The organism is Aquincola tertiaricarbonis (assembly GCF_023573145.1).
Taxonomy (GTDB): domain Bacteria; phylum Pseudomonadota; class Gammaproteobacteria; order Burkholderiales; family Burkholderiaceae_C; genus Aquincola; species Aquincola tertiaricarbonis_B.
In genome coordinates, this window is sequence record NZ_CP097636.1 from 3,047,008 (window position 1) to 3,065,910 (window position 18,903).

Below are 18,903 nucleotides of genomic sequence, written 5' to 3' on the forward strand. Positions count from 1 at the left end.
CATGGACGGCAGCGCCCCTTCGGCCCTGGCCCTGCAGGCCGTGTGGCGGGCCGCCGGCCTGCCCGAAGCGGCGCTGGCCTGCGCCGATCTGCGCGGCGATGCGCCGGTGCTGCCTTCTTCCTTCGCGGTAGCCACCGCCGCGCAGGCTTCCATGGGCGCGGCGGCGCTGGCAGCGGCCGAGTTGTGGCACCTGCGCAGCGGCGGCAGCCAGCGCCAGCAGGTGACGGTGGACCGCACCCATGCCACGCTGGACAGCTGCGCCCACTTCCTGCTCGATGGCCGCCAGCTGCCAGCCTGGGACCCGGTGTCGGGCCTGTATGCCTGCGGCCCCGATGGCGAAGCCGGCTGGGTGCGCATCCACGCCAACTTCGCCCATCACCGCGACGGCGCGTTGCGCCTGCTCGGCCTGCCGCCGGGTGAAGCGACCGGCCGCCCCGCCGTGCAGCAGGCGCTGCGCGGCTGGAGCGCCGAAGCTTTCGAGGCCGAGGCCGCGCAGGCCGGCCTGGTGGTGGCGGCCGCCCGCAGCTTCGAGCAGTGGGACGCCCACCCGCAGGGCCAGGCGGTGGCGGCGCAACCGCTGGTGCGCATCACCCGCATCGAGCCGGCGGGCCAGGCCGCACCCGCCCTGCCCTGGCCCGCGCTGGGCGATGGTGCGCAGCCGCTGGCCGGGCTGCGGGTGCTGGAGCTCACCCGCATCCTCGCCGGGCCGGTGGCCGGCCGCACGCTGGCGGCCTACGGCGCCGACGTGATGCTGGTCAATTCGCCGTCGCTGCCCAACATCGCCGCCATCGCCGACACCAGCCGCGGCAAGCGCTCGGTGCACGTCGACCTGATAGACGAACCCGGCCGCGCGCGCTTGCGCCAGCTGGCCGCGCAGGCGCATGTGTTCCTGCAGGGCTACCGGCCCGGCGCACTGGGCGCCTTCGGCCTCGCGCCGGAAGACCTGGCGCGGCTGCGGCCAGGCATCGTCGTGGTGTCGCTCAGCGCCTATGGCGCCGAAGGGCCGTGGGGCGGCCGCCGCGGCTTCGATTCGCTGGTGCAGACGGCCACCGGCTTCAACCTGGCCGAAGCGCAGGCCGCGGGCGCACACACGCCCCGCGCGCTGCCGCTGCAGATCCTGGACTACGCGGCCGGCTACCTGCTGGCCTTCGGCACGCAGGCCGCGCTGTGGCGCCAGCAGCAGCAAGGCGGCAGCTGGCATGTGCAGGTGTCATTGGCTGGCGTCGGCCATTGGCTGCGCAGCCTGGGCCGGGTGCCGGACGGCCTGCAGGCCCAGGCCCCGGCCTTCGACCCCTACCTGGTCACCGAACCCAGCGGCTTTGGCGCGCTGACGGTGCTGCGCCATCCGGCGCAGTTCTCGCACACGCCTGCCGGATGGCGGCGGCCGTCGATGCCGCCGGGGTCGCACCCACCGGTGTGGTGAAGCGCGGTTAACTCTGGATCAAGGCTTCCAGCGTCTGCAGGGTGTCCGCCTCCCACAGCGGCTTGTCATGGCGGATGCGCAGCATGCGCGGAAAGCGCGTGGCGATGCCGCTCTTGTGGCGCGGGCTGCGCTGGATGCCTTCGAAGCCGAGCTCGAACACCAGCGTGGGCTTGACGCTGCGCACCGGGCCGAACTTTTCCAGGGTGTGGGCGCGGATCACCTTGTCCACCTCGGCGAACTCGGCGTCGGTCAGGCCTGAATAGGCCTTGGCAAAAGGCACCAGCTGCAGCGCGCCCGGCTGGGCCGGCTCGCGGCGGGCGATGGCGTCCAGCACGGCCTGGGCCTCGGCGGCGTCCACCGGCGCGCGATTCCACACCGCGAAGGTGTAGTCGGTGTACACGCTGGCGCGCCGGCCGTGGCCGCGCTGGGCATACACCAGCACGCCGTCGGCGGTCATCGGCTCGATCTTCCACTTCCACCAGGTGCCGGCGGCCTTGGTGCGGCCGGTGCCATAGGTGGCATCACGCTGCTTGAGCATGAAGCCTTCGACGCCGCGCTCCCGCGACTCGGTGCGCAGCCGCGCCAGGGCCGGCCAGTCGGGCGCCTGCACCAGCGGCGACAGCTGCATGCGCGCCTGCGGCGCCACCTCTTCCAGCTGAGCGCGCCGCTCGGTGTGCGGGCGGTGGCGCCAGTCCTGGCCCTGCCACTCCAGCAAGTCGTAGGCGATGAAGTTCACGGGCGCGTCAGTGAGGATCTTCTTGCTGAGCTTGAGGCGGCCGATGCGCTGCTGCAGCAGCGCAAACGGTGCCGGCCGTTCTTCGTGCCACACCAGCAGCTCGCCATCCAGCACCGTGCCGTCGGGCAGCGGCTGCGCCAGCGCCACGATCTCGGGGAAGCGGTCGGTGATCAGCTCCTCACCGCGCGACCAGATCCACACCCGGCCGGCGCGCTTGACGATCTGCGCGCGGATGCCGTCGAACTTCCATTCCACCAGCCACTGGTCGGTGGGGCCCAGCCGGGCTTCGAAGTCGCTGGCGTCACCTTCGAGCTGGTGGGCCAGGAAAAACGGGTACGGCTGGCCCGCATCGTCGGGGCTGCGCTCGTCGCCGGCGGCGCCCTCCACCACCGGCGCCAGCAAGGCCTGGTAGCGGCTGGCGCTGGGGGTGGCGCGGGCGTCGGTGTAGCCCATCATGCGCTGGGCCACGCGCTTGGGGTCCAGGCCGGCCTGCTCGGCCAGCGCGCGCTGCACCAGCAGCTTGCTCACGCCCACCCGGAAGCCGCCGCCGATCAGCTTGGTGAGCAGGAAGCGGCCGGTGGTGTCCAGCTCACGCCAGTAGCCGGCCACGCGGTGGGCCTGTTCCTCGGGGGGCAGGCCGCGCAGCGGCAGCAGCCGGTGCTCGATCCACTCGGCCAGGCCCAGCGGCGCGGCCGGCTGGTCGGCCGGCGGCAGCACATGGGCGATGGTCTCGGCCAGGTCGCCCACGGCCTGGTAGCTTTCCTCGAACAGCCATTCGGGGATGCCGGCTTCGGCGCAGGCCAGCGCGCGCAGCACGCCAGTGGGCACCACCTGGCGCGGCTTGCCACCGGCCAGGAAGTAAACGGCCCAGGCGGCATCGGCCGGCTCGGCCTGGGCGAAGTAGCGGCGCAGCGCGGCCACCTTGTCGCTGGTGCCGGTGCTGGCGTCCAGTTCGGTGAAAAGAACGGCGAAGGCGTGCATCAGGCCGGCTGCAGCACTCAGCGCGCCTGCGGCGATGCGGTCTTCTGCTCCACCGGCCGCGCGGCGTCGGGGCGGTGGTAGTCGTCGTTCAGGCGGCTGAACTGCGCCGCGCGCTCGTTCTCGACGAAGGCCTGCAGCGCCTCGAAGCCGCGGCCTTGCAGGCTGCTGTCATGCAGCAGCACGAGCTGGCCGATCAGGCTCCAGTCGGCCGTGTCGCCGGCGGCTTCGGCCAGGCACCACACGGTGGCGTCCTCGGGCAGCGGGGCCAGCAGCGCCTGCGCCAGCCGCTCGGGCGCCACTGGCTGCATCTGCGCCCGCTGCGGCCAGCGGGCCAGCGGCGCGCCCTGCTCGGCCGGCGGCCACCAGGCGATCAGGCGCAGCGCGGCATGCGTTTCCACCACCGGGCCGCCGGGGCCTTCGCGCAGCTCGGTGCTTTCGGCGGCCACCTGCTTGACGGCGGCCACCCAGGTGCCCGGCTGCCACTGGCGCAGCAGCCGCGGGTGGCTGGGCACGGGCGCCATGGTGGGCGCAGGCTGCCAGTCGAGGTCGATGTCGGTGATTTCTTCGGCCGCCCAGCGCGCGGCCCGCTGGGCCACCTGGCGGCCAAGCTGGTCGAGTTCAACCGGCGCCACCGGCGCGTCCTGCACCGGCTGCAGCCTGGGCAGGCGCAGCGATGGGGCGTCTTCGGCGGCCGGGCGGCGCACGCCGGTGGGCTGCCAGCCGTCCAGCAGGCGCATCAGTTCGGCGTCGGTGGGCCGCGGTCCCCGGTCGGGGCGCCAGCCGTCCAGCACGCGGGTGGGGTCCAGGGGGTCGTCGCGGTCCATCGCTCGATTTTCGGTCAGCTGACGGCAGGGTCCATCGTGGGGGTGGGGGGGCTGGTGGCGCCCGCGGCCTCGGCGGTGGGGTCTTCCAGCGCGTCGTCGCCGTACTCGGTGCGGAAGGCGCCGGCGTCCAGGCCCTGTTCCTGCAGCCAGCGCACCATCACCGCTTCATAGCCGTGGGTCACGATCACCCGCTCGGCGCCGGTGGCCAGGATGGCGCGCTGCAGGCCGGGCCAGTCGGCGTGGTCGCTCATCACGAAGCCGCGGTCCACGGCCCGCCGGCGGCGCGCACCGCGCAGCTGCATCCAGCCGCTGGCGAATGCGTCGCTGTAGTCGCCGAAGCGCCGCAGCCAGGGCGAGCCCTGCACCGAAGGCGGTGCCACCACGAGCGCACGCTTCATCTCGGCCTTGGGCAGCTCGGTGGCGGCGAAGGTGGGCGGCAACGGCACGCCGGCTGCGCGATAGGCGGTGTTCAGCGTGTCCACCGCGCCGTGCACCACGATGGGCCCGATGGACGGGTCGACGCCGGCCAGCATGCGCTGCGCCTTGCCGAAGCTGTAGCCCATCAGCAGGCTGGCGCGGCCGGCCTCGGCATTGGCGGCCCACCAGCGGTTGATGTCGGCGAACAGGCTGGCCTGCGTGGGCCAGCGGTAGATGGGCAGGCCGAAGGTGGACTCGGTGATGAAGCAGTGGCAGCGCACCGGCTCGAAGGGCGCGCAGGTGGCGTTGAGGTCGCCCGACACCTCGCCGTGCAGCGCGGTGTCGCCGGCCACGAAGTAGTCGCCAGAGGCCACCCACACGCGGCCGCGGTGCTCCAGCCGCACCTGGGCCGAGCCCAGCACATGGCCGGCCGGGTGCAGGCTGATGCGCACGCCGCGGTGGTCCACCACCTCGCCCCAGCCCAGGGTCTGCAGGGCGATGTCTTCGCCCAGGCGCGAGCGCAGCACGCCTTCGCTGTCGTGCGAAGCCAGGTAGTGGCCGTGGCCGCGCCGGGCGTGGTCGGCATGGGCATGGGTGACGATGGCGTGCGAGACCGGGCGCCACGGGTCGATGTGGAAATCGCCGGGCGGGCAATACAGGCCTTCGGGCGTGGCCACCACCAAGTCGTCATGCATCGTCGCATTGTGACGACGCCGGCCGCCCCGCGCGCCCGCAGGGACAGCTGCCGAAAGGTGACGATGGGATACTGACCCTGCTGCCTGTTGCCCGATGACCGCCTTGAATCCTTCCACCGTGCCGCCGCGCCGGCCCCTCGGCTACGAGCCGATGACGCCGCTGCAGATCCTGTTCAGCCTGCGGGGCCGGGTGCCGCGCAAGGTGTGGTGGCTGTATGCCGTGGCGGGGCCCATCGGCGTAGGCGCGCTGGTGACGGCGCTGCTGCGCATCATGGGCTTCGGCGCCCAGCAGGCCGAAGAGTGGGTGAACATGCTGCTGCTGTGGCCGGTGCTGGCGGTGTCCGTCAAGCGCTGGCACGACCGCGACAAGTCGGGCTGGTGGGTGCTGGTGGCGCTGCTGCCGCTGATCGGCTGGCTGTGGGCGCTGATCGACAACGGCCTGCGCCGCGGCACCGTGGGGCACAACCGGTTTGGCGAGGACCTGACCGGGCAGTTCTGAGGCGCTTCATGAGCGTCAGTACAGCCCCGTGATGCCTCCCACCCGCAGGTAGAGCCGCGCGCAGAACGCCACGAAGCCGCGCTGCATGCGGGCCCAGAGTCCGTTGCCGACCGAGGGCGCCGTGACTTCGCGCGACAGCGCCACCGCTTCTTCGAACTGCGCCGACAGCTCGCCGGCGAAGCGGTGGTCGCGCACCACCACGTTGGCTTCCAGGTTGAGCAGCAACGACAACGGGTCGATGTTGCTGCTGCCCACGGTGGCCCAGTCGGCATCCACCACCGCCACCTTGGCATGCAGGAAGGCGGGCGTGTACTCGAAGATGCGCACGCCCTGGGCCAGCAGCTCGGCGTACAGCACGCTGGCCGCCAGCGCCGCGAAGCGGTAGTCGGGCCTGCCCTGCAGCAGCAGCCGCACCTTGACGCCGCGGCGCGCCGCATTGCGCAGCGTGCGGCGGAACTGCAGGCCCGGGTAGAAGTACGGTGACACCAGGTCAATGCGGTCGCGCGCCTGGCGCAGCGCGTCGATGTAGGCGCGCTCGATCGCGCGGCGCTGGCGCAGGTTGTCGCGCACCACGAAAGCGGCGCGCACCGGTTGCAGGCTGCGCAGGCCCGGCAGGTCGGGGCGCCGCGGTGGCCCCACGCGCATGCGGCGCACCAGCTCCTTCACGCGCTGCACCGGCTGCGGGCTGCGCGCCGCCGCGATGGCCTCGTCGCGCCAGTCGCGGCCGAAGACGGCGCGGGTCCACACCGCGCGCAGCGTGTGCTCGATGGGCAGCACCACCGGACCCTGCACCAGCACCGCGAAGTCCAGCCGCGGGGCGTCCAGCGCACCGTGGCCCAGGTCGTTGCGGTCGTCGAGCACGTTGATGCCGCCGACGAAGCCGGTGCCGGAATCCACCACGCACAGCTTCTGGTGCAGCCGGCGAAACTGGCCCGGCTGCAGCCACGAGCGCCAGCCGGTGATCGGCCGGTAGGCCACCAGCCCGACGCCGGCCGCCTCCAGCCGGGCGCGCAGCCGGGGCAGCGCGGCGGCACTGCCAAAGCCATCCACCACCACCCGCACCCGCACGCCGCGGCGCGCGGCGGCTTCCAGCGCCTGCAGCACGGCCTGGCCGGCCACATCGTCGTGGAAGATGTAGGTGGCCAGCCAGACCTCGTGCATCGCGCGGTGGATGGCGCCGCACATGGCCGGGAACAGGTCGTCGCCGCCTCGCAGCAACTGCACCTCGTTGCCGCCGGTGAAGACGGCGCGCGGCAGGCCGTACCAGCCGAGGGGATGCTCGTGGGGCGGTCTTTCAGGGTCCAGCCGCTGGGCCGCCCCAAGGCTGGACGCGCCCCCCCGGGGGGCCGCGAGCGCCAGCGAGCTTGGGGGCTCAATCAAGGTCAAACTCGGCCACCAGCGGCAGGTGGTCGGACATGCGGGCCCAGGCGCCGCCGCGCGGCACGAAGATGGAGCGGCAGGCCAGGCCGCGGGTGTAGAAGCGGTCGAGCGCGAACACCGGCACCCGCGACGGGAAGGTCAGGCACTTGGCGCTGCGGGCGCCGGCCTCGCGCGCCCGCTGCAGGCCGCAATCGGCCATCGGGCCGTCGAGCTTCTCGCCCCAGTCGTTGAAGTCGCCCGCCACCACCACCGGCGCGCCGGCCGGCACCGCATGCGCGATGTACTCGGCCAGCCGGGCGGCCTGGCGCAGGCGGCTGGCATGCATCAGGCCGAAATGGGCGGTGATGGTGTGCACCTCCAGCCCGTTCCACTGCACCGGCACATGCAGCAGGCCACGCTGCTCGAAGCGGTGGTCGCTGACGTCGTGGTGACCAATGTCGCCGATCGGCCAGCGCGACAGCAGCGCATTGCCATGCTCGCCGTCGCGGGTGACGGCATTGGTGCGGTAGGCCACCTCATAGCCCTGCGGCGCCAGGAAGTCGGCCTGCCCACCCTCGGGCCAGCCGAAGGTGGTGCGGGCGAAGGCGCGTGCCTCGCGGTGGTTGAAGAGCCGCACTTCCTGCAAAAACACCATGTCGGCGTCCAGCGCCTCCACGCCTTGCCCCAGGTTGTGGATCTCCAGCCGCTTGAGCGGCCCGAGGCCACGCACGCCCTTGTGGATGTTGTAGGTGGCGGTGCGCAGACGGCCCAGGGTGCTGGCCTTGGGCAGCAGCGTCGATTGCAGCGGTTTGAGCGTCATGGCTCGGGCCTTGGTCTCAAGCGAACCGGGGCAGCTGCAGGATCGCCTCGGCATTGCTGGGCGAAAAGCAGCGGTCGGCCGCCTCCTGCCAAGGCAGCCAGGCCAGCGCGGTGTGCTCGCGCGGGGCCAGGCGCACCGGCGTGCCGGCGGGCACGCGCAGGCCGAACACATGCTCGGTGTTCTGCGTCACGCCCGGCGCATAGCGGTGGCGCCACACGGGGTAGATCTCGTAGAGGTTGACCAGGCCCCAGTCGCGCAGCGCGCTGCGGGGCACGGCCTCGGTGCCGATGACGATGCCGGTTTCTTCCAGCACCTCGCGCTCGGCGGTCAGGGCCAGCGGCTCGTCGATCAGGTCTTTCGAGCCGGTGACGCTTTGCCAGAAACCGGGCTTGTCGGCCCGCTCGATCAGCAGCACGTCCAGCGCCGGGGTGTAGATCACCACCAGCACCGATTCGGGGATCTTGAAGGGTCGCGGTGACTCGGCGTTGGCAAGCGTCATGGGCAATCAGCGGCGGGCGGAGCGGGCAGTCTAGCCCTCAAGGCCCGGCGGGCGGCCAGCCGCCGCCCCGCCCGGCCGATCAGGCCTGCGCAGCCGGGTTGTTGCGCAGGCGGATGTGCAGCTCGCGCAGCTGCTTCTCGTCCACCGGGCCCGGCGCCCCGGTCAGCAGGTCTTGCGCCCGCTGGGTCTTGGGGAAGGCGATCACGTCGCGGATCGACTCGGCCTTGGTCATCAGCGTGATCAGGCGGTCAAGGCCGAAGGCCAAGCCACCGTGCGGGGGCGCGCCGTACTGCAGCGCGTCCAGCAGGAAGCCGAACTTCAGCTTGGCTTCTTCGGGCCCGATCTTCAGCGCACTGAACACCTTGCTCTGCACTTCGGCGCGGTGGATACGCACCGAGCCGCCGCCCAGTTCCCAGCCGTTGAGCACCATGTCGTAGGCCTTGGCGATGCACTGGTCGGGCGCGGTGTCCATCAGGTCCTCGTGCCCGTCCTTGGGCGCGGTGAACGGATGGTGCACGGCCACCCAGCGGTCGGCTTCTTCGTCGTGCTCGAACATCGGGAAGTCGACCACCCACAGCGGCGCCCAGCGGTCCTCGAACAGGCCCTTGCCACGGCCGAATTCGCTGTGGCCGATCTTCACGCGCAGCGCGCCCATGGCGTCGTTGACCACCTTGGCCTTGTCGGCGCCGAAGAACAGCAGGTCGCCGTTCTGCGCGCCGGTGCGCTGCAGCACCTCGTTCAGCGCGGCGTCATGCAGGTTCTTCACCACCGGGCTCTGCAGGCCTTCGCGGCCCTTGGCCAGGTCGTTGACCTTGATCCAGGCCAGGCCCTTGGCGCCGTAGATCTTGACGAACTCGGTGTAGCCGTCGATCTCGCCGCGGCTCATCTCACCGCCGCCGGGCACGCGCAGGGCCACCACGCGGCCGCCCTTGGTGGTGGCGGGGGTGGAGAACACCTTGAAGTCGACGTCCTTCATCACCTCGGTCAGCTCGGTGAACTCGAGCTTGACGCGCAGGTCGGGCTTGTCCGAGCCGAAGCGGTGCATCGCCTCGGCGTAGGTCATCACCGGGTACTCGGGCAGTTCCACGTCCAGCGTCTTCTTGAAGACCTGGCGGATCATGTTCTCGGTGATGGTGCGGATCTCACCTTCGGTCAGGAAGGAGGTTTCCAGGTCGATCTGCGTGAATTCGGGCTGGCGGTCGGCGCGCAGGTCCTCGTCGCGGAAGCACTTGGTGATCTGGTAGTAGCGGTCGAAGCCGGCCACCATCAGCAACTGCTTGAACAGCTGCGGGCTTTGCGGCAGCGCGAAGAACATGCCGTCGTTCACGCGGCTGGGCACCAGGTAGTCGCGCGCGCCTTCGGGTGTGCTCTTGGTGAGCATCGGCGTCTCGATGTCGATGAAGCCGTTCTCGTCCAGGTACTTGCGCACTTCCATCGCCACGCGGTAGCGCAGCATCAGGTTGTTCTGCATGTACGGCCGGCGCAGGTCGAGCACGCGGTGCGTCAGGCGGGTGGTTTCCGACAGGTTCTCGTCGTCCAGCGGGAACGGCGGGGTGACGCTGGCGTTCAGCACTTCCAGCTCGTGGCACAGCACCTCGATCTTGCCGCTGGTGAGGTTGGCGTTCTCGGTGCCGGCCGGGCGCGGGCGCACCAGGCCCACTACCTTCAGGCAGAACTCGCTGCGCACGCCTTCGGCCGTCTTGAACATCTCGGCACGGTCGGGGTCGCACACCACCTGCACCACGCCTTCACGGTCGCGCAGGTCGATGAAGATGACGCCGCCGTGGTCGCGGCGACGGTGGGCCCAGCCCATCAGCGTCACGGTCTGGCCCATCAGGGCTTCGCTGACGAGGCCGCAGTAAGTGGTTCTCATTGAATCTCTCCGGAATGCTTGGCGGATCTATCGGGCGCCTTGGCGGCATGCCCGGGGGCAACGGGTGGGGGCGCTGGCGGCGGTGCAGGCCGCATGGGGCTGGGCGCTTGCCAGGCGCTCAGCCCGCCAGATTTCGCTCCACCTCGGGCGCGGGCGGCTCGGCGGTGGCGGGCGGCAGCGCTGCCACCGGGGGGGCGGGCGGCACGGGGGGCATGGCCGACGGCGGCGGCGACACCACCCCCATCGAGATGATGTACTTCAGCGCTTCGTCGACGCTCATGCGCAACGGCACCACCTCGCCGCGCGGCACCATCAAAAAGAAGCCCGACGTGGGGTTGGGCGTGGTGGGCACGTACAGGCTGACATGCTCGCCGGCCAGCCGCGCCGCCACCTCACCGCCCGGGCGGCCGGTGATGAAGGCGATGGTCCAGGAGCCGGCACGCGGGTACTGCACCAGCACGGCTTCGCGGAAAGCGTTGCCATTGCTGGAAAACAGCGTGTCGGACACCTGCTTGACCGAGCTGTAGATCGACTTGACGATGGGGATGCGGTTGAGCACCCGCCCGCCCTGGTGCAGCGCCCACTGCCCGGCGATGTTGGTGGCGAACACGCCGGTGAGCAGCAGCATCAGCCCCACGAAGATGAACCCGAGGAACGGGATCTGGCGCAGCGCCTCGATCGGGCCATGCAGCGCACCCGGCAGCACCACCTGGGTGGTGCTGAGGATCCAGCCGAACACGCCGTCCATCATGCCCAGCACGGCATGCAGCACCCACACGGTCACGGCCATGGGCAGCCAGACCAGCAAGCCGGCGATCAGGTATTTCTTCAAGGGGGGCTTTCGGTCGCCGAGGTCAGGCGGCGCTGCCGCCGCCACTGCCGCCCGACGGCGACGGTGCGGGGGCGGCCGGCGCGGCAGCGGCCGGTTTGGCGGCTTCAGGCGCTGGTGCGGCGGCGGGCGCGGCCGCCTCACCGCCGGCAACGGCCGGCTTGGCGGTACCGCCGGAGCCGTTGCGGAAATCGGTGACGTACCAGCCCGAGCCCTTGAGCTGGAAGCCGGCGGCCGTGACCTGCTTTTCGAAGGCCTCGGCCCCGCAGGCCGGGCAGGTGGTCAGCGGCGGGTCGGACAGCTTGCGCAGCACGTCTTTCGTATGGCCGCATTCGGCACAGCGATAGGCGTAGATCGGCATGACAAACCCTTGGATGAGCGCGTTGACGCGTAGAAACGGAACCCGCGATTCTAGCTGGGCGCGGGCTCCGCGCCCGGGGCAGGTTCAAAGCATCTGCAGCAACTGCATGCCGAGCGCACCCAGGCCGAAGCCCAGCCCCGTCCACACGATGGCCAGCAGCAAGCGGTTGGTGCGGCGCTGCTCGGTCACCAGCTCGCGCAGCGCCCTCGCCTCTTCGGCATGCGAAGAAGCGCGCAGGCTGTGGTGCAGCAGCCGCGGCAACTCGGGCAGCAGCTGGGCGTAGCGCGGCGCCTCGTTCTTCACCCGTTCCACCAGGCCGCGCCAGCCGATCTGTTCGTTCATCCAGCGTTCCAGGAAGGGTTTGGCCGTGGCCCACAGGTCCAGGTCGGGATCGAGCTGGCGGCCCAGGCCTTCGACGTTGAGCAGCGTCTTCTGCAGCAGCACCAGCTGCGGCTGGATCTCGACGTTGAAGCGGCGCGAGGTCTGGAAAAGACGCATCAGCACCTGGCCCAGCGAGATGTCCTTCAGCGGCCGGTCGAAATGCGGCTCGCAGACGGCGCGGATCGCGCTTTCGAGAGCGTCCACCCGCGTTTCGGGCGGCACCCAGCCGCTTTCCACGTGCAGCTCGGCCACGCGCTTGTAGTCGCGGCGGAAGAAGGCGATGAAGTTCTGCGCCAGGTATTCCTTGTCGTTCTCGGTCAGCGTGCCGATGATCCCGAAGTCGAGCGCGATGTAGTTGCCGAAGGTCATCGGCGCCAGGCTCACCTGGATGTTGCCGGGGTGCATGTCGGCGTGGAAGAAGCCGTCGCGGAACACCTGGGTGAAGAAGATGGTGACGCCATCACGCGCCAGCTTCTTGATGTCGACGCCCGCATCGCGCAACCGCTCGACCTGGCTGATGGGCACGCCGTGCATGCGCTGCATCACCATCACCGTGGGCGTGCACAGGTCCCACACCATCTCCGGCACCAGGCACAGGCCCAAATCCTGCATGTTGCGGCGCAGCTGGGCCGCATTGGCCGCCTCGCGGATCAGATCGAGCTCGTCATGCAGGTAGATATCGAACTCCGCCACCACCTCCCGCGGCTTCAGGCGCTTGCCGTCCACGCTCACGCGTTCCACCCAGCGCGCCAGCTTGTGCAGCAGCGCCAGGTCGTCCTCGATCACGTCCAGCATGCCCGGGCGCAGCACCTTGACCGCCACCTCGCGGCCTGAGAGCAGCGTGGCGAAGTGCACCTGCGCAATGGAAGCGCTGGCCACCGGCACGGGGTCGAACTCCAGGAACACGGCCGAGAGCGGCTTGCGCAGCGCGCGCTCCACCAGCGTCACGGCCAGCTCGCCCGGGAACGGGGGTACGTCGTCCTGCAGCTTGGCCAGTTCGTCGGCCACGTCGCGCGGCAGCAGGTCGCGTCGGGTCGACAGCACCTGGCCAAATTTCACGAAGATGGGACCCAGGCGCTCCAGCGCCATGCGCAGCCGGGCGCCGCGCGGCGCGTCGAAGCGCCGACCCCAGGTCACGATGCGGGCCAGCGCCCGAACCCACCCCTGCCGGAAGCCCGACAGGGCGATGTCGTCCACCCCGAAGCGAAGCAGCGTGACGACGATCAGCAGCAGCCTGGCAAGGCGCCTCATCGGGCTGCCGCGCTCACGGCCGGCCCGCGCGCCAGCGCGCGGCCCAGTCGGCGCCAGCGCCGATCGCCAAGCGCAGGCCGCGCACCAGGCCACGGCCCACGTTGGCCACCTCATGCGCCAGGCGCGGGTCGATCACCCGCGCCAGGTCGGCTTCCATGTCCCAGCGCACGTTGTCCACCAGCCAATTGACATCGGCGGCCAGCGCAGCGTCGCCCTGCACCTCCATCGGCACCCGCGCGCCGCGGCTCAGCTGACCCAGCAGAAACAGCGGGCGGCTGGCGTCGATGCGCACGGTCAGGTCGGCCAGTTCGGGCGCGCCGGCATCGGGCACCCATTCCAGCAAACCAGCGGCGGTCACATGAAACAAAAGTACAGGCGGCGCAGGCAGCCGCTGGGGCCAGTCGCGCCACTGCACCCCGATGGAGCGCCCGACATGGTGGCGCAGGCGTTCGGTGGCCACGGGTTCGGCCGCCAGCACGTGGTTGGCCATCAGCACCAGCCGCTCGACGAGGGCGGGTGCCAACAAGGCTTGAAGGCTTTGAAGCATGGGTTGATTGTAGGGAGGCCGCACCGTCAACCCCTGGCCACAGGTGGGGGAAGAACCGTCAACGAATTGAGCGAGAATGTTTTTTGGCCGGCGCAAGGCTGAGTAGCGAGCCATCACCCACTTGTGCCACTTAGAGCGGCAAGCGCGCCATGCGCGTGCCAGGAGCCGCCCGTAGCCCATCCATCTATGTTCGAAGACCGCAGCTATACACGAACGTTCTACAGCGCACCGCAGTCCGTCACCTCGTTCATCGCCGCCTTCATGGAGCCGGTGCTCACGGTGCTGGTGCTGCTGCTCGCCACCGCCGCGTTCGACGTGGAGATCGGGCGCGCTGATCTGGTGCTGTGTCTGCTGGTCTTTGCGCTCACCTTCCCGGGGCGCAACCGCTTCAAGGATGCCGGCATCGCCGCGGCCACCGACATCGTGACGTCCTGGGTCACGCTGCTGTCCATCCTGGCGCTGTGCGGCTATGCCACGAAGAGCTTCAGTTACTTCGAAGACCATGTGCTGATGGCCTGGGCCGTGATCACGCCGGTGGTGCAGTGGCTGGCCGTGGTGGCCGGCCGCAACATCCTGCGCCGGCATGCCGCCCAGCCCGAGGCGCGGCGCAAGGCGGTGGTGGTGGGGGCCGGCCCGCTGGGCGTGAAGGTGGCGCGCGCGCTGATGGAGAACAAGGACCGCGGCAGCGACTTCATCGGCTACTTCGACGACCGCGCCGACGAGCGGGTGGACAGCACCGCCGCCGGCCAGTTGCTGGGCCGGCTGGCCGCGCTGGCGCCGTATGTGCACGAGCACGGCATCAAGGAGGTGTACATCACCTTGCCGCTGGGTTCGCAGCCGCGCATTCTTCAGCTGCTGGAAAGCGTGCAAGGCACCACTGCCTCCATCTTCTTCGTGCCCGACGTGTTCGGCATCAGCATCATCCAGGGCCGGCTGCAGGACATGAACGGCATCCCGGTGGTGGGCATCTGCGAAACGCCGTTCACCGGCACCAACGAGCTGGTCAAGCGCATCAGCGACATCGTGCTGGCCTCGATCATCCTGGTGCTGATCTCGCCCATACTCATCGGGCTGGCCATCGGCGTGAAACTCAGTTCCCCCGGGCCGGTGATCTTCAAGCAGCGCCGCAACGGCCTGGATGGCGAAGAAATCATCGTCTACAAGTTCCGCTCGATGCGGGCGATGGACAACGGCACGGTGGTCAAGCAGGCGCAGCGCGGCGACCCGCGCATCACGCCTTTCGGCGCCTTCATCCGCAAGACCTCGCTGGACGAGCTGCCGCAGTTCATCAACGTGCTGCAGGGCCGCATGAGCATCGTGGGGCCTCGCCCGCACGCGGTGGCGCACAACGAGGAATACCGCAAGCTGATCAAGGCGTACATGGTGCGCCACAAGGTCAAGCCCGGCATCACCGGCTGGGCACAGGTCAACGGCCTGCGCGGCGAGACCGAGACCATCGAAAAAATGCAGCAGCGGGTGGAGTACGACCTGGAGTACCTGCGCAACTGGACGCTGGGCCTGGACCTGCAGATCATCGTGCGCACGGTGCGGGTGATGCTGTTCGACCGCAATGCGTACTGAACCCAAGAACGACACTTACAGGAGAACCGGCATGCAGCTGCGAACCCGACTGCTTCCCATCGCCGCCGCCCTCTGCGCCGCCGGCGGCGCGCATGCGCAGAGCACGCCTTACTACATCGGCGTGTCGCAGTCCTTCACGCATGAGTCCAACATCTACCGGACCCGGAACAACGAGGTGTCGGACACCATCTCCACCACCTCGCTGTTCGGCGGCGTGGATCAGATGGTGGGGCGCCAACGGGTGTACGGCAATGCCACGGTCAGCGCCAACAAGTTTCTGGACAACGGCTCGCTGGACAACACCGGCTATGGGCTGAAAGCGGGTGTGGACTGGGCGACGATCGAGCGCATCAGCGGCACGGTGGAGCTGAACGCCAACCAAAGCCTGGCCCGCTACGAGAACTCAGCCGGCAACAGCGACAAGAACACGCTGCGCGACCTGAGCTTTCGCGCGGTGGCGCGCGTGGGTGTGGTCACGCGGCTGACGGCAGAAACCGGCTACACCTACCGCCGGGTGGATTACTCCCTCAACGCCTACCGGGCCCGCAACTTCGACCAAAACGCGGTGTCGGCCGGGCTGCGCTACCGCTTCAGCGGGGCACTCACTGCAGGCGCGGCGCTGCGCTTCACCAAGGGCGAGTACCCCGACCGCAACCCGCGGGACGAGTACGACCGCCGCGACATCGACTTCACCGCCACCTGGACACCCACCGGCAACAGCAGCGTGAACGGCCGCGTCAGCTTGAGCGATACCAGCCACAGCGTGGCCAGCAACGCTGATTTCAGCGGTGTGACTGGAGACCTGACCTGGGACTGGCGACCCACCGGTAAGCTGCGTTTCGTCACCAGCCTGACGCGCGATACCGGCGAAGAAATCAGCCTGCTGGGTGGCTCTGCCGACCAGGTGCTGACCAACAGCCGCATCAGCACCTCGATCGGCACACGCGCTACCTACGAGGTCACTTCCAAGGTGGTTGCCGACGCCAGCGTGCGTTACGTGCACCGCAAGCTCGATGCTTCGCTGCTGAACCTGTCGGCCGATGGTGGCGACAACACCCGCTTTGTGACGCTAGGCCTGCGCTGGATGGCCATGCGCTCGTTGACGCTGGGCTGCAGCGTGGGCTATGAGTCGCGCACCTCGTCGTCCACGCTCTCGGCGCCGTACGACACGCGCACGGCCAGCTGCTACGGCCAGTTTGCGCTGCAACTCTGAGGTTCTGCTGCGTGAGCACCATCCTGCTGACCGGCGCCACCGGCTACATCGCCTCGCACACCTGGCTGGCGCTGCGCGCCGCAGGCTACCAGGTGGTGGGCCTGGACGACTTTTCCAACAGCTCGCCGGCCGTGCTGCAGCGCCTGCAGCGGCTTCTGGGCGGCGAGGCACCGGTGTTCGAGCAGGGCAGCGTCACCGATGCGGCCTTCGTTGAGTCGGTGTTCCAGCGCCATCGCATCGATGCGGTGGTGCACTTCGCGGCCTTCAAGGCGGTGGGTGAATCCACCGCCAAGCCGCTGAGCTACTACGCCAACAACATCGGCGGGCTGCTGACGGTATGTGAGGCGATGCGCCGGCACGGCTGCCACCGCCTCGTGTTCAGCAGCAGCGCCACTGTGTACGGCAAGCCAGAGGCGCTGCCCATCACCGAGCAGGCCCGTCTGCAGGCCACCAACCCCTACGGCCAGACCAAGCTCATCGGCGAGCAGATCCTGGCCGACCTGGGCGCGGCCGAGCCGCATTGGCAAACCGGCGTGCTGCGCTACTTCAACCCGGTGGGCGCACACGAGAGCGGTCAGATCGGCGAAGACCCGCGCGGCATACCCAACAACCTGATGCCCTACGTGGCCCAGGTGGCGGTGGGCAAGCGGGCCCGGCTGCAGGTCTTCGGCAACGATTACGACACGCCCGACGGCACTGGCGTGCGCGACTACATCCATGTGACCGACCTGGCCGAAGGCCATGTGGCGGCCCTGCGCCGTCTGCTTGAGCAACCCGGCTCCTTCACCGTCAACCTGGGCACGGGCCGCGGCTACAGCGTGCTGGACCTGGTGCGTGCCTACGAGGCCGCCAGTGGCCGCCCCATTCCTTACGACATCGCCCCCCGCCGGCCCGGCGACATCGACGCCTGCTACGCCGACCCCGCCCTGGCGCAAGAACTGCTGGGGTGGACTGCAAAGCACGACCTGGCCCGCATGTGCGAGGACAGCTGGCGTTGGCAGAGCCAGAACCCCCACGGATTTGAGAACTAACACCTCCATGAGCAGCACCCCCTTACGCCTGCCCGTCACCCCCGTCATCATGGCCGGCGGCTCTGGCACCCGCCTGTGGCCCCTCTCGCGCGCCGGCTACCCCAAGCAGTTCCTGGTGCTGTCGGGCAACACCAGCCTGTTCCAACAGGCCGTCACCCGGCTGCAGGGGCTGGCCAGCCCCACCCAGCCGGTGAACCCGCCGCTGGTGGTGGGCAATGAAGAGCATCGCTTTCTGGTGCTGGATCAGTTGCGTGAGCTGAAGGCCGAGCCCAGCGCCGTGATCCTGGAGCCGACGGGCCGCAACACCGCACCGGCGCTGACGCTGGCGGCACTGCAAGCGCTGGAAGGCGGCCAGGACCCGGTGCTGGTGGTCACGCCGGCCGACCAGACCGTGACCGACAGCGAAAGCTTCAACAGCGCGCTCGCCCAAGCGGTGGAAGCGGCGGCCGACGGCACCATCGTGATCCTGGGCATCACGCCCGACCGGCCGGAAACCGGCTACGGCTACATCCTGGCTTCCGCCGCAGAAGGCATTGCCGCGGTAGAGCGCTTCGTTGAAAAGCCCGATGCCTCCACCGCCGCACGCTACCTGGCCGAAGGCAGCTACTACTGGAACAGCGGCATGTTCGTGCTGCGTGCTTCGGCCTGGATCAATGCGCTGGAGCGTTTCCGCCCCGACATTGCCAGCGCCACGCGTGCCGCGTGGGCCGTGCGCAAGACCGACGACAAGTTCGTGCGCCCCGGCAAGGCCGAGTTCGCCGCGGTGCCGTCCGAGTCGGTGGACTACGCGGTGATGGAGAAATGCCCGGGCAGCCCGGCCGCCATCCGCATGGTGCCGCTGAACGCGGGCTGGAACGACCTGGGGGCCTGGGAGGCCGTGTGGCAGGTGGCCCCCAAGGACGAGGCGGGCAACAGCCACGTGGGCGACGCCGTGTTCGCCGACAGCCGCAACACCCTGGTGCATGCCACCAGCCGCCTGGTGAGCGTGGTGGGCCTGGAAGACGTGATCGTGGTGGAAACCGCCGATGCGGTGCTGGTGACCGACCGCGCCCGCAGCCAGGACGTGAAGAAGATCGTCAACCGCCTGGACGCTGAAAAGCGCGGCGAGCACACGCTGCACCGCAAGGTGCACCGCCCCTGGGGCTGGTACGACAGCATCGACAACGGCCCGCGCCACCAGGTCAAGCGCATCATGGTCAAGCCCGGCGCCAGCCTGAGCCTGCAGATGCACCATCACCGCGCCGAGCACTGGATCGTGGTGAGCGGCACCGCCGAAGTGACCAACGGCGACAAGGTGATCATCCTCTCCGAGAACCAGAGCACCTACATCCCCCTGGGCCAGACCCATCGCCTGGCCAACCCCGGCAAGATGCCGCTCGAGATCATCGAAGTGCAAAGCGGCAGCTACCTGGGTGAGGACGACATCGTGCGGTTCGAGGACACCTACGGCCGCGCGCCGAAGTAAATTGCAACATTGCTAAAAATGGCGGCGGGCTGTAGAGCCCACAAACACCGCCGATAGGGCCAGGGCAAGCAGCTGCGCCGGCGCGGCAGCTGCGCACATCACTTCACGTGAGGCCCTT

The 18,903-nt window shown here is 69.7% G+C and carries 17 protein-coding genes; 6 read left to right on the top strand and 11 right to left on the bottom strand.

The features are described 5' to 3' along the window. Position 1: 1 nt before the first annotated feature. Positions 2 to 1,423: a CoA transferase gene (locus MW290_RS28415; RefSeq protein ID WP_250197713.1), complete on the top strand. Its 1,422-nt coding sequence runs from the start codon at positions 2 to 4 to the stop codon at positions 1,421 to 1,423. Positions 1,424 to 1,430: 7 nt separating this feature from the next. Here the strand turns inward: MW290_RS28415 and MW290_RS28420 are convergent, their stop codons facing one another. From MW290_RS28420 to MW290_RS28430, 3 genes are read right to left on the bottom strand one after another with little or no spacing between them, the layout of a single operon-like run. Continuing rightward, positions 1,431 to 3,140: an ATP-dependent DNA ligase gene (locus tag MW290_RS28420; protein ID WP_250197714.1), complete on the bottom strand. Its 1,710-nt coding sequence runs from the start codon at positions 3,138 to 3,140 to the stop codon at positions 1,431 to 1,433. A 17-nt stretch (positions 3,141 to 3,157) separates the two neighbouring features. Further along, on the bottom strand, positions 3,158 to 3,964 hold the full coding sequence (locus MW290_RS28425) for a hypothetical protein (protein ID WP_250197715.1): 807 nt from the start codon (positions 3,962 to 3,964) through the stop codon (positions 3,158 to 3,160). A 14-nt stretch (positions 3,965 to 3,978) separates the two neighbouring features. Beyond that, the gene (locus tag MW290_RS28430) at positions 3,979 to 5,076 is read right to left on the bottom strand and encodes a ligase-associated DNA damage response exonuclease (protein WP_250197716.1); all 1,098 of its coding nucleotides are present in this window, start codon (positions 5,074 to 5,076) and stop codon (positions 3,979 to 3,981) included. Between the two features lie 94 nt (positions 5,077 to 5,170). On the opposite strand from MW290_RS28430, the gene MW290_RS28435 reads away from it, so the two are divergent. Next, positions 5,171 to 5,575 carry a DUF805 domain-containing protein gene (locus tag MW290_RS28435; protein ID WP_250197717.1) on the top strand — a complete coding sequence of 135 codons (405 nt, stop codon included), beginning with the start codon at positions 5,171 to 5,173 and terminating at the stop codon, positions 5,573 to 5,575. 15 nt (positions 5,576 to 5,590) lie between these two features. On the opposite strand, the gene clsB is transcribed toward MW290_RS28435, so the two are convergent. The 8 genes from clsB to MW290_RS28475 all read right to left on the bottom strand — a co-directional run bounded on the left by clsB (position 5,591) and on the right by MW290_RS28475 (position 13,495). Continuing rightward, on the bottom strand, positions 5,591 to 6,955 hold the full coding sequence (gene clsB, locus MW290_RS28440; protein ID WP_250197718.1) for a cardiolipin synthase ClsB: 1,365 nt from the start codon (positions 6,953 to 6,955) through the stop codon (positions 5,591 to 5,593). Then, positions 6,948 to 7,754, bottom strand: coding sequence for an endonuclease/exonuclease/phosphatase family protein (locus MW290_RS28445; protein WP_250197719.1), 807 nt, complete (start codon positions 7,752 to 7,754; stop codon positions 6,948 to 6,950). The genes clsB and MW290_RS28445 overlap by 8 nt, the downstream gene beginning before the upstream one ends. A gap of 16 nt (positions 7,755 to 7,770) precedes the next feature. After that, positions 7,771 to 8,253, bottom strand: a complete 483-nt coding sequence (nudB, locus tag MW290_RS28450) for a dihydroneopterin triphosphate diphosphatase (protein WP_250197720.1) — start codon at positions 8,251 to 8,253, stop codon at positions 7,771 to 7,773. A gap of 79 nt (positions 8,254 to 8,332) precedes the next feature. After that, positions 8,333 to 10,126 carry an aspartate--tRNA ligase gene (aspS, locus tag MW290_RS28455; RefSeq protein WP_250197721.1) on the bottom strand — a complete coding sequence of 598 codons (1,794 nt, stop codon included), beginning with the start codon at positions 10,124 to 10,126 and terminating at the stop codon, positions 8,333 to 8,335. 118 nt (positions 10,127 to 10,244) lie between these two features. Further along, complete coding sequence (locus MW290_RS28460; protein ID WP_250197722.1) at positions 10,245 to 10,958, bottom strand: DUF502 domain-containing protein; 714 nt, start codon at positions 10,956 to 10,958, stop codon at positions 10,245 to 10,247. 22 nt (positions 10,959 to 10,980) lie between these two features. Further along, the gene (locus tag MW290_RS28465) at positions 10,981 to 11,316 is read right to left on the bottom strand and encodes an FmdB family zinc ribbon protein (protein ID WP_250197723.1); all 336 of its coding nucleotides are present in this window, start codon (positions 11,314 to 11,316) and stop codon (positions 10,981 to 10,983) included. 84 nt (positions 11,317 to 11,400) lie between these two features. Beyond that, positions 11,401 to 12,948, bottom strand: coding sequence for a ubiquinone biosynthesis regulatory protein kinase UbiB (gene ubiB / locus MW290_RS28470; protein ID WP_250197724.1), 1,548 nt, complete (start codon positions 12,946 to 12,948; stop codon positions 11,401 to 11,403). 13 nt (positions 12,949 to 12,961) lie between these two features. Continuing rightward, positions 12,962 to 13,495, bottom strand: a complete 534-nt coding sequence (locus MW290_RS28475) for a hypothetical protein (protein ID WP_250197725.1) — start codon at positions 13,493 to 13,495, stop codon at positions 12,962 to 12,964. Positions 13,496 to 13,681: 186 nt separating this feature from the next. Here MW290_RS28475 and MW290_RS28480 point away from each other — a divergent pair, with 186 nt between their 5' ends. From MW290_RS28480 to MW290_RS28495, 4 genes are read left to right on the top strand one after another with little or no spacing between them, the layout of a single operon-like run. Continuing rightward, a complete protein-coding gene (locus MW290_RS28480) occupies positions 13,682 to 15,076 on the top strand; it encodes an undecaprenyl-phosphate glucose phosphotransferase (RefSeq protein WP_250197726.1) in 1,395 nt (464 codons plus the stop codon). 31 nt (positions 15,077 to 15,107) lie between these two features. Continuing rightward, positions 15,108 to 16,289 carry a porin family protein gene (locus tag MW290_RS28485; protein WP_250197727.1) on the top strand — a complete coding sequence of 394 codons (1,182 nt, stop codon included), beginning with the start codon at positions 15,108 to 15,110 and terminating at the stop codon, positions 16,287 to 16,289. 11 nt (positions 16,290 to 16,300) lie between these two features. Then, positions 16,301 to 17,320 carry a UDP-glucose 4-epimerase GalE gene (gene galE, locus MW290_RS28490; RefSeq protein ID WP_250197728.1) on the top strand — a complete coding sequence of 340 codons (1,020 nt, stop codon included), beginning with the start codon at positions 16,301 to 16,303 and terminating at the stop codon, positions 17,318 to 17,320. Positions 17,321 to 17,327: 7 nt separating this feature from the next. Continuing rightward, entirely contained in the window at positions 17,328 to 18,785 is a 1,458-nt protein-coding gene (locus MW290_RS28495; protein WP_250197729.1) for a mannose-1-phosphate guanylyltransferase/mannose-6-phosphate isomerase, read from the top strand. Positions 18,786 to 18,903 lie beyond the last annotated feature (118 nt).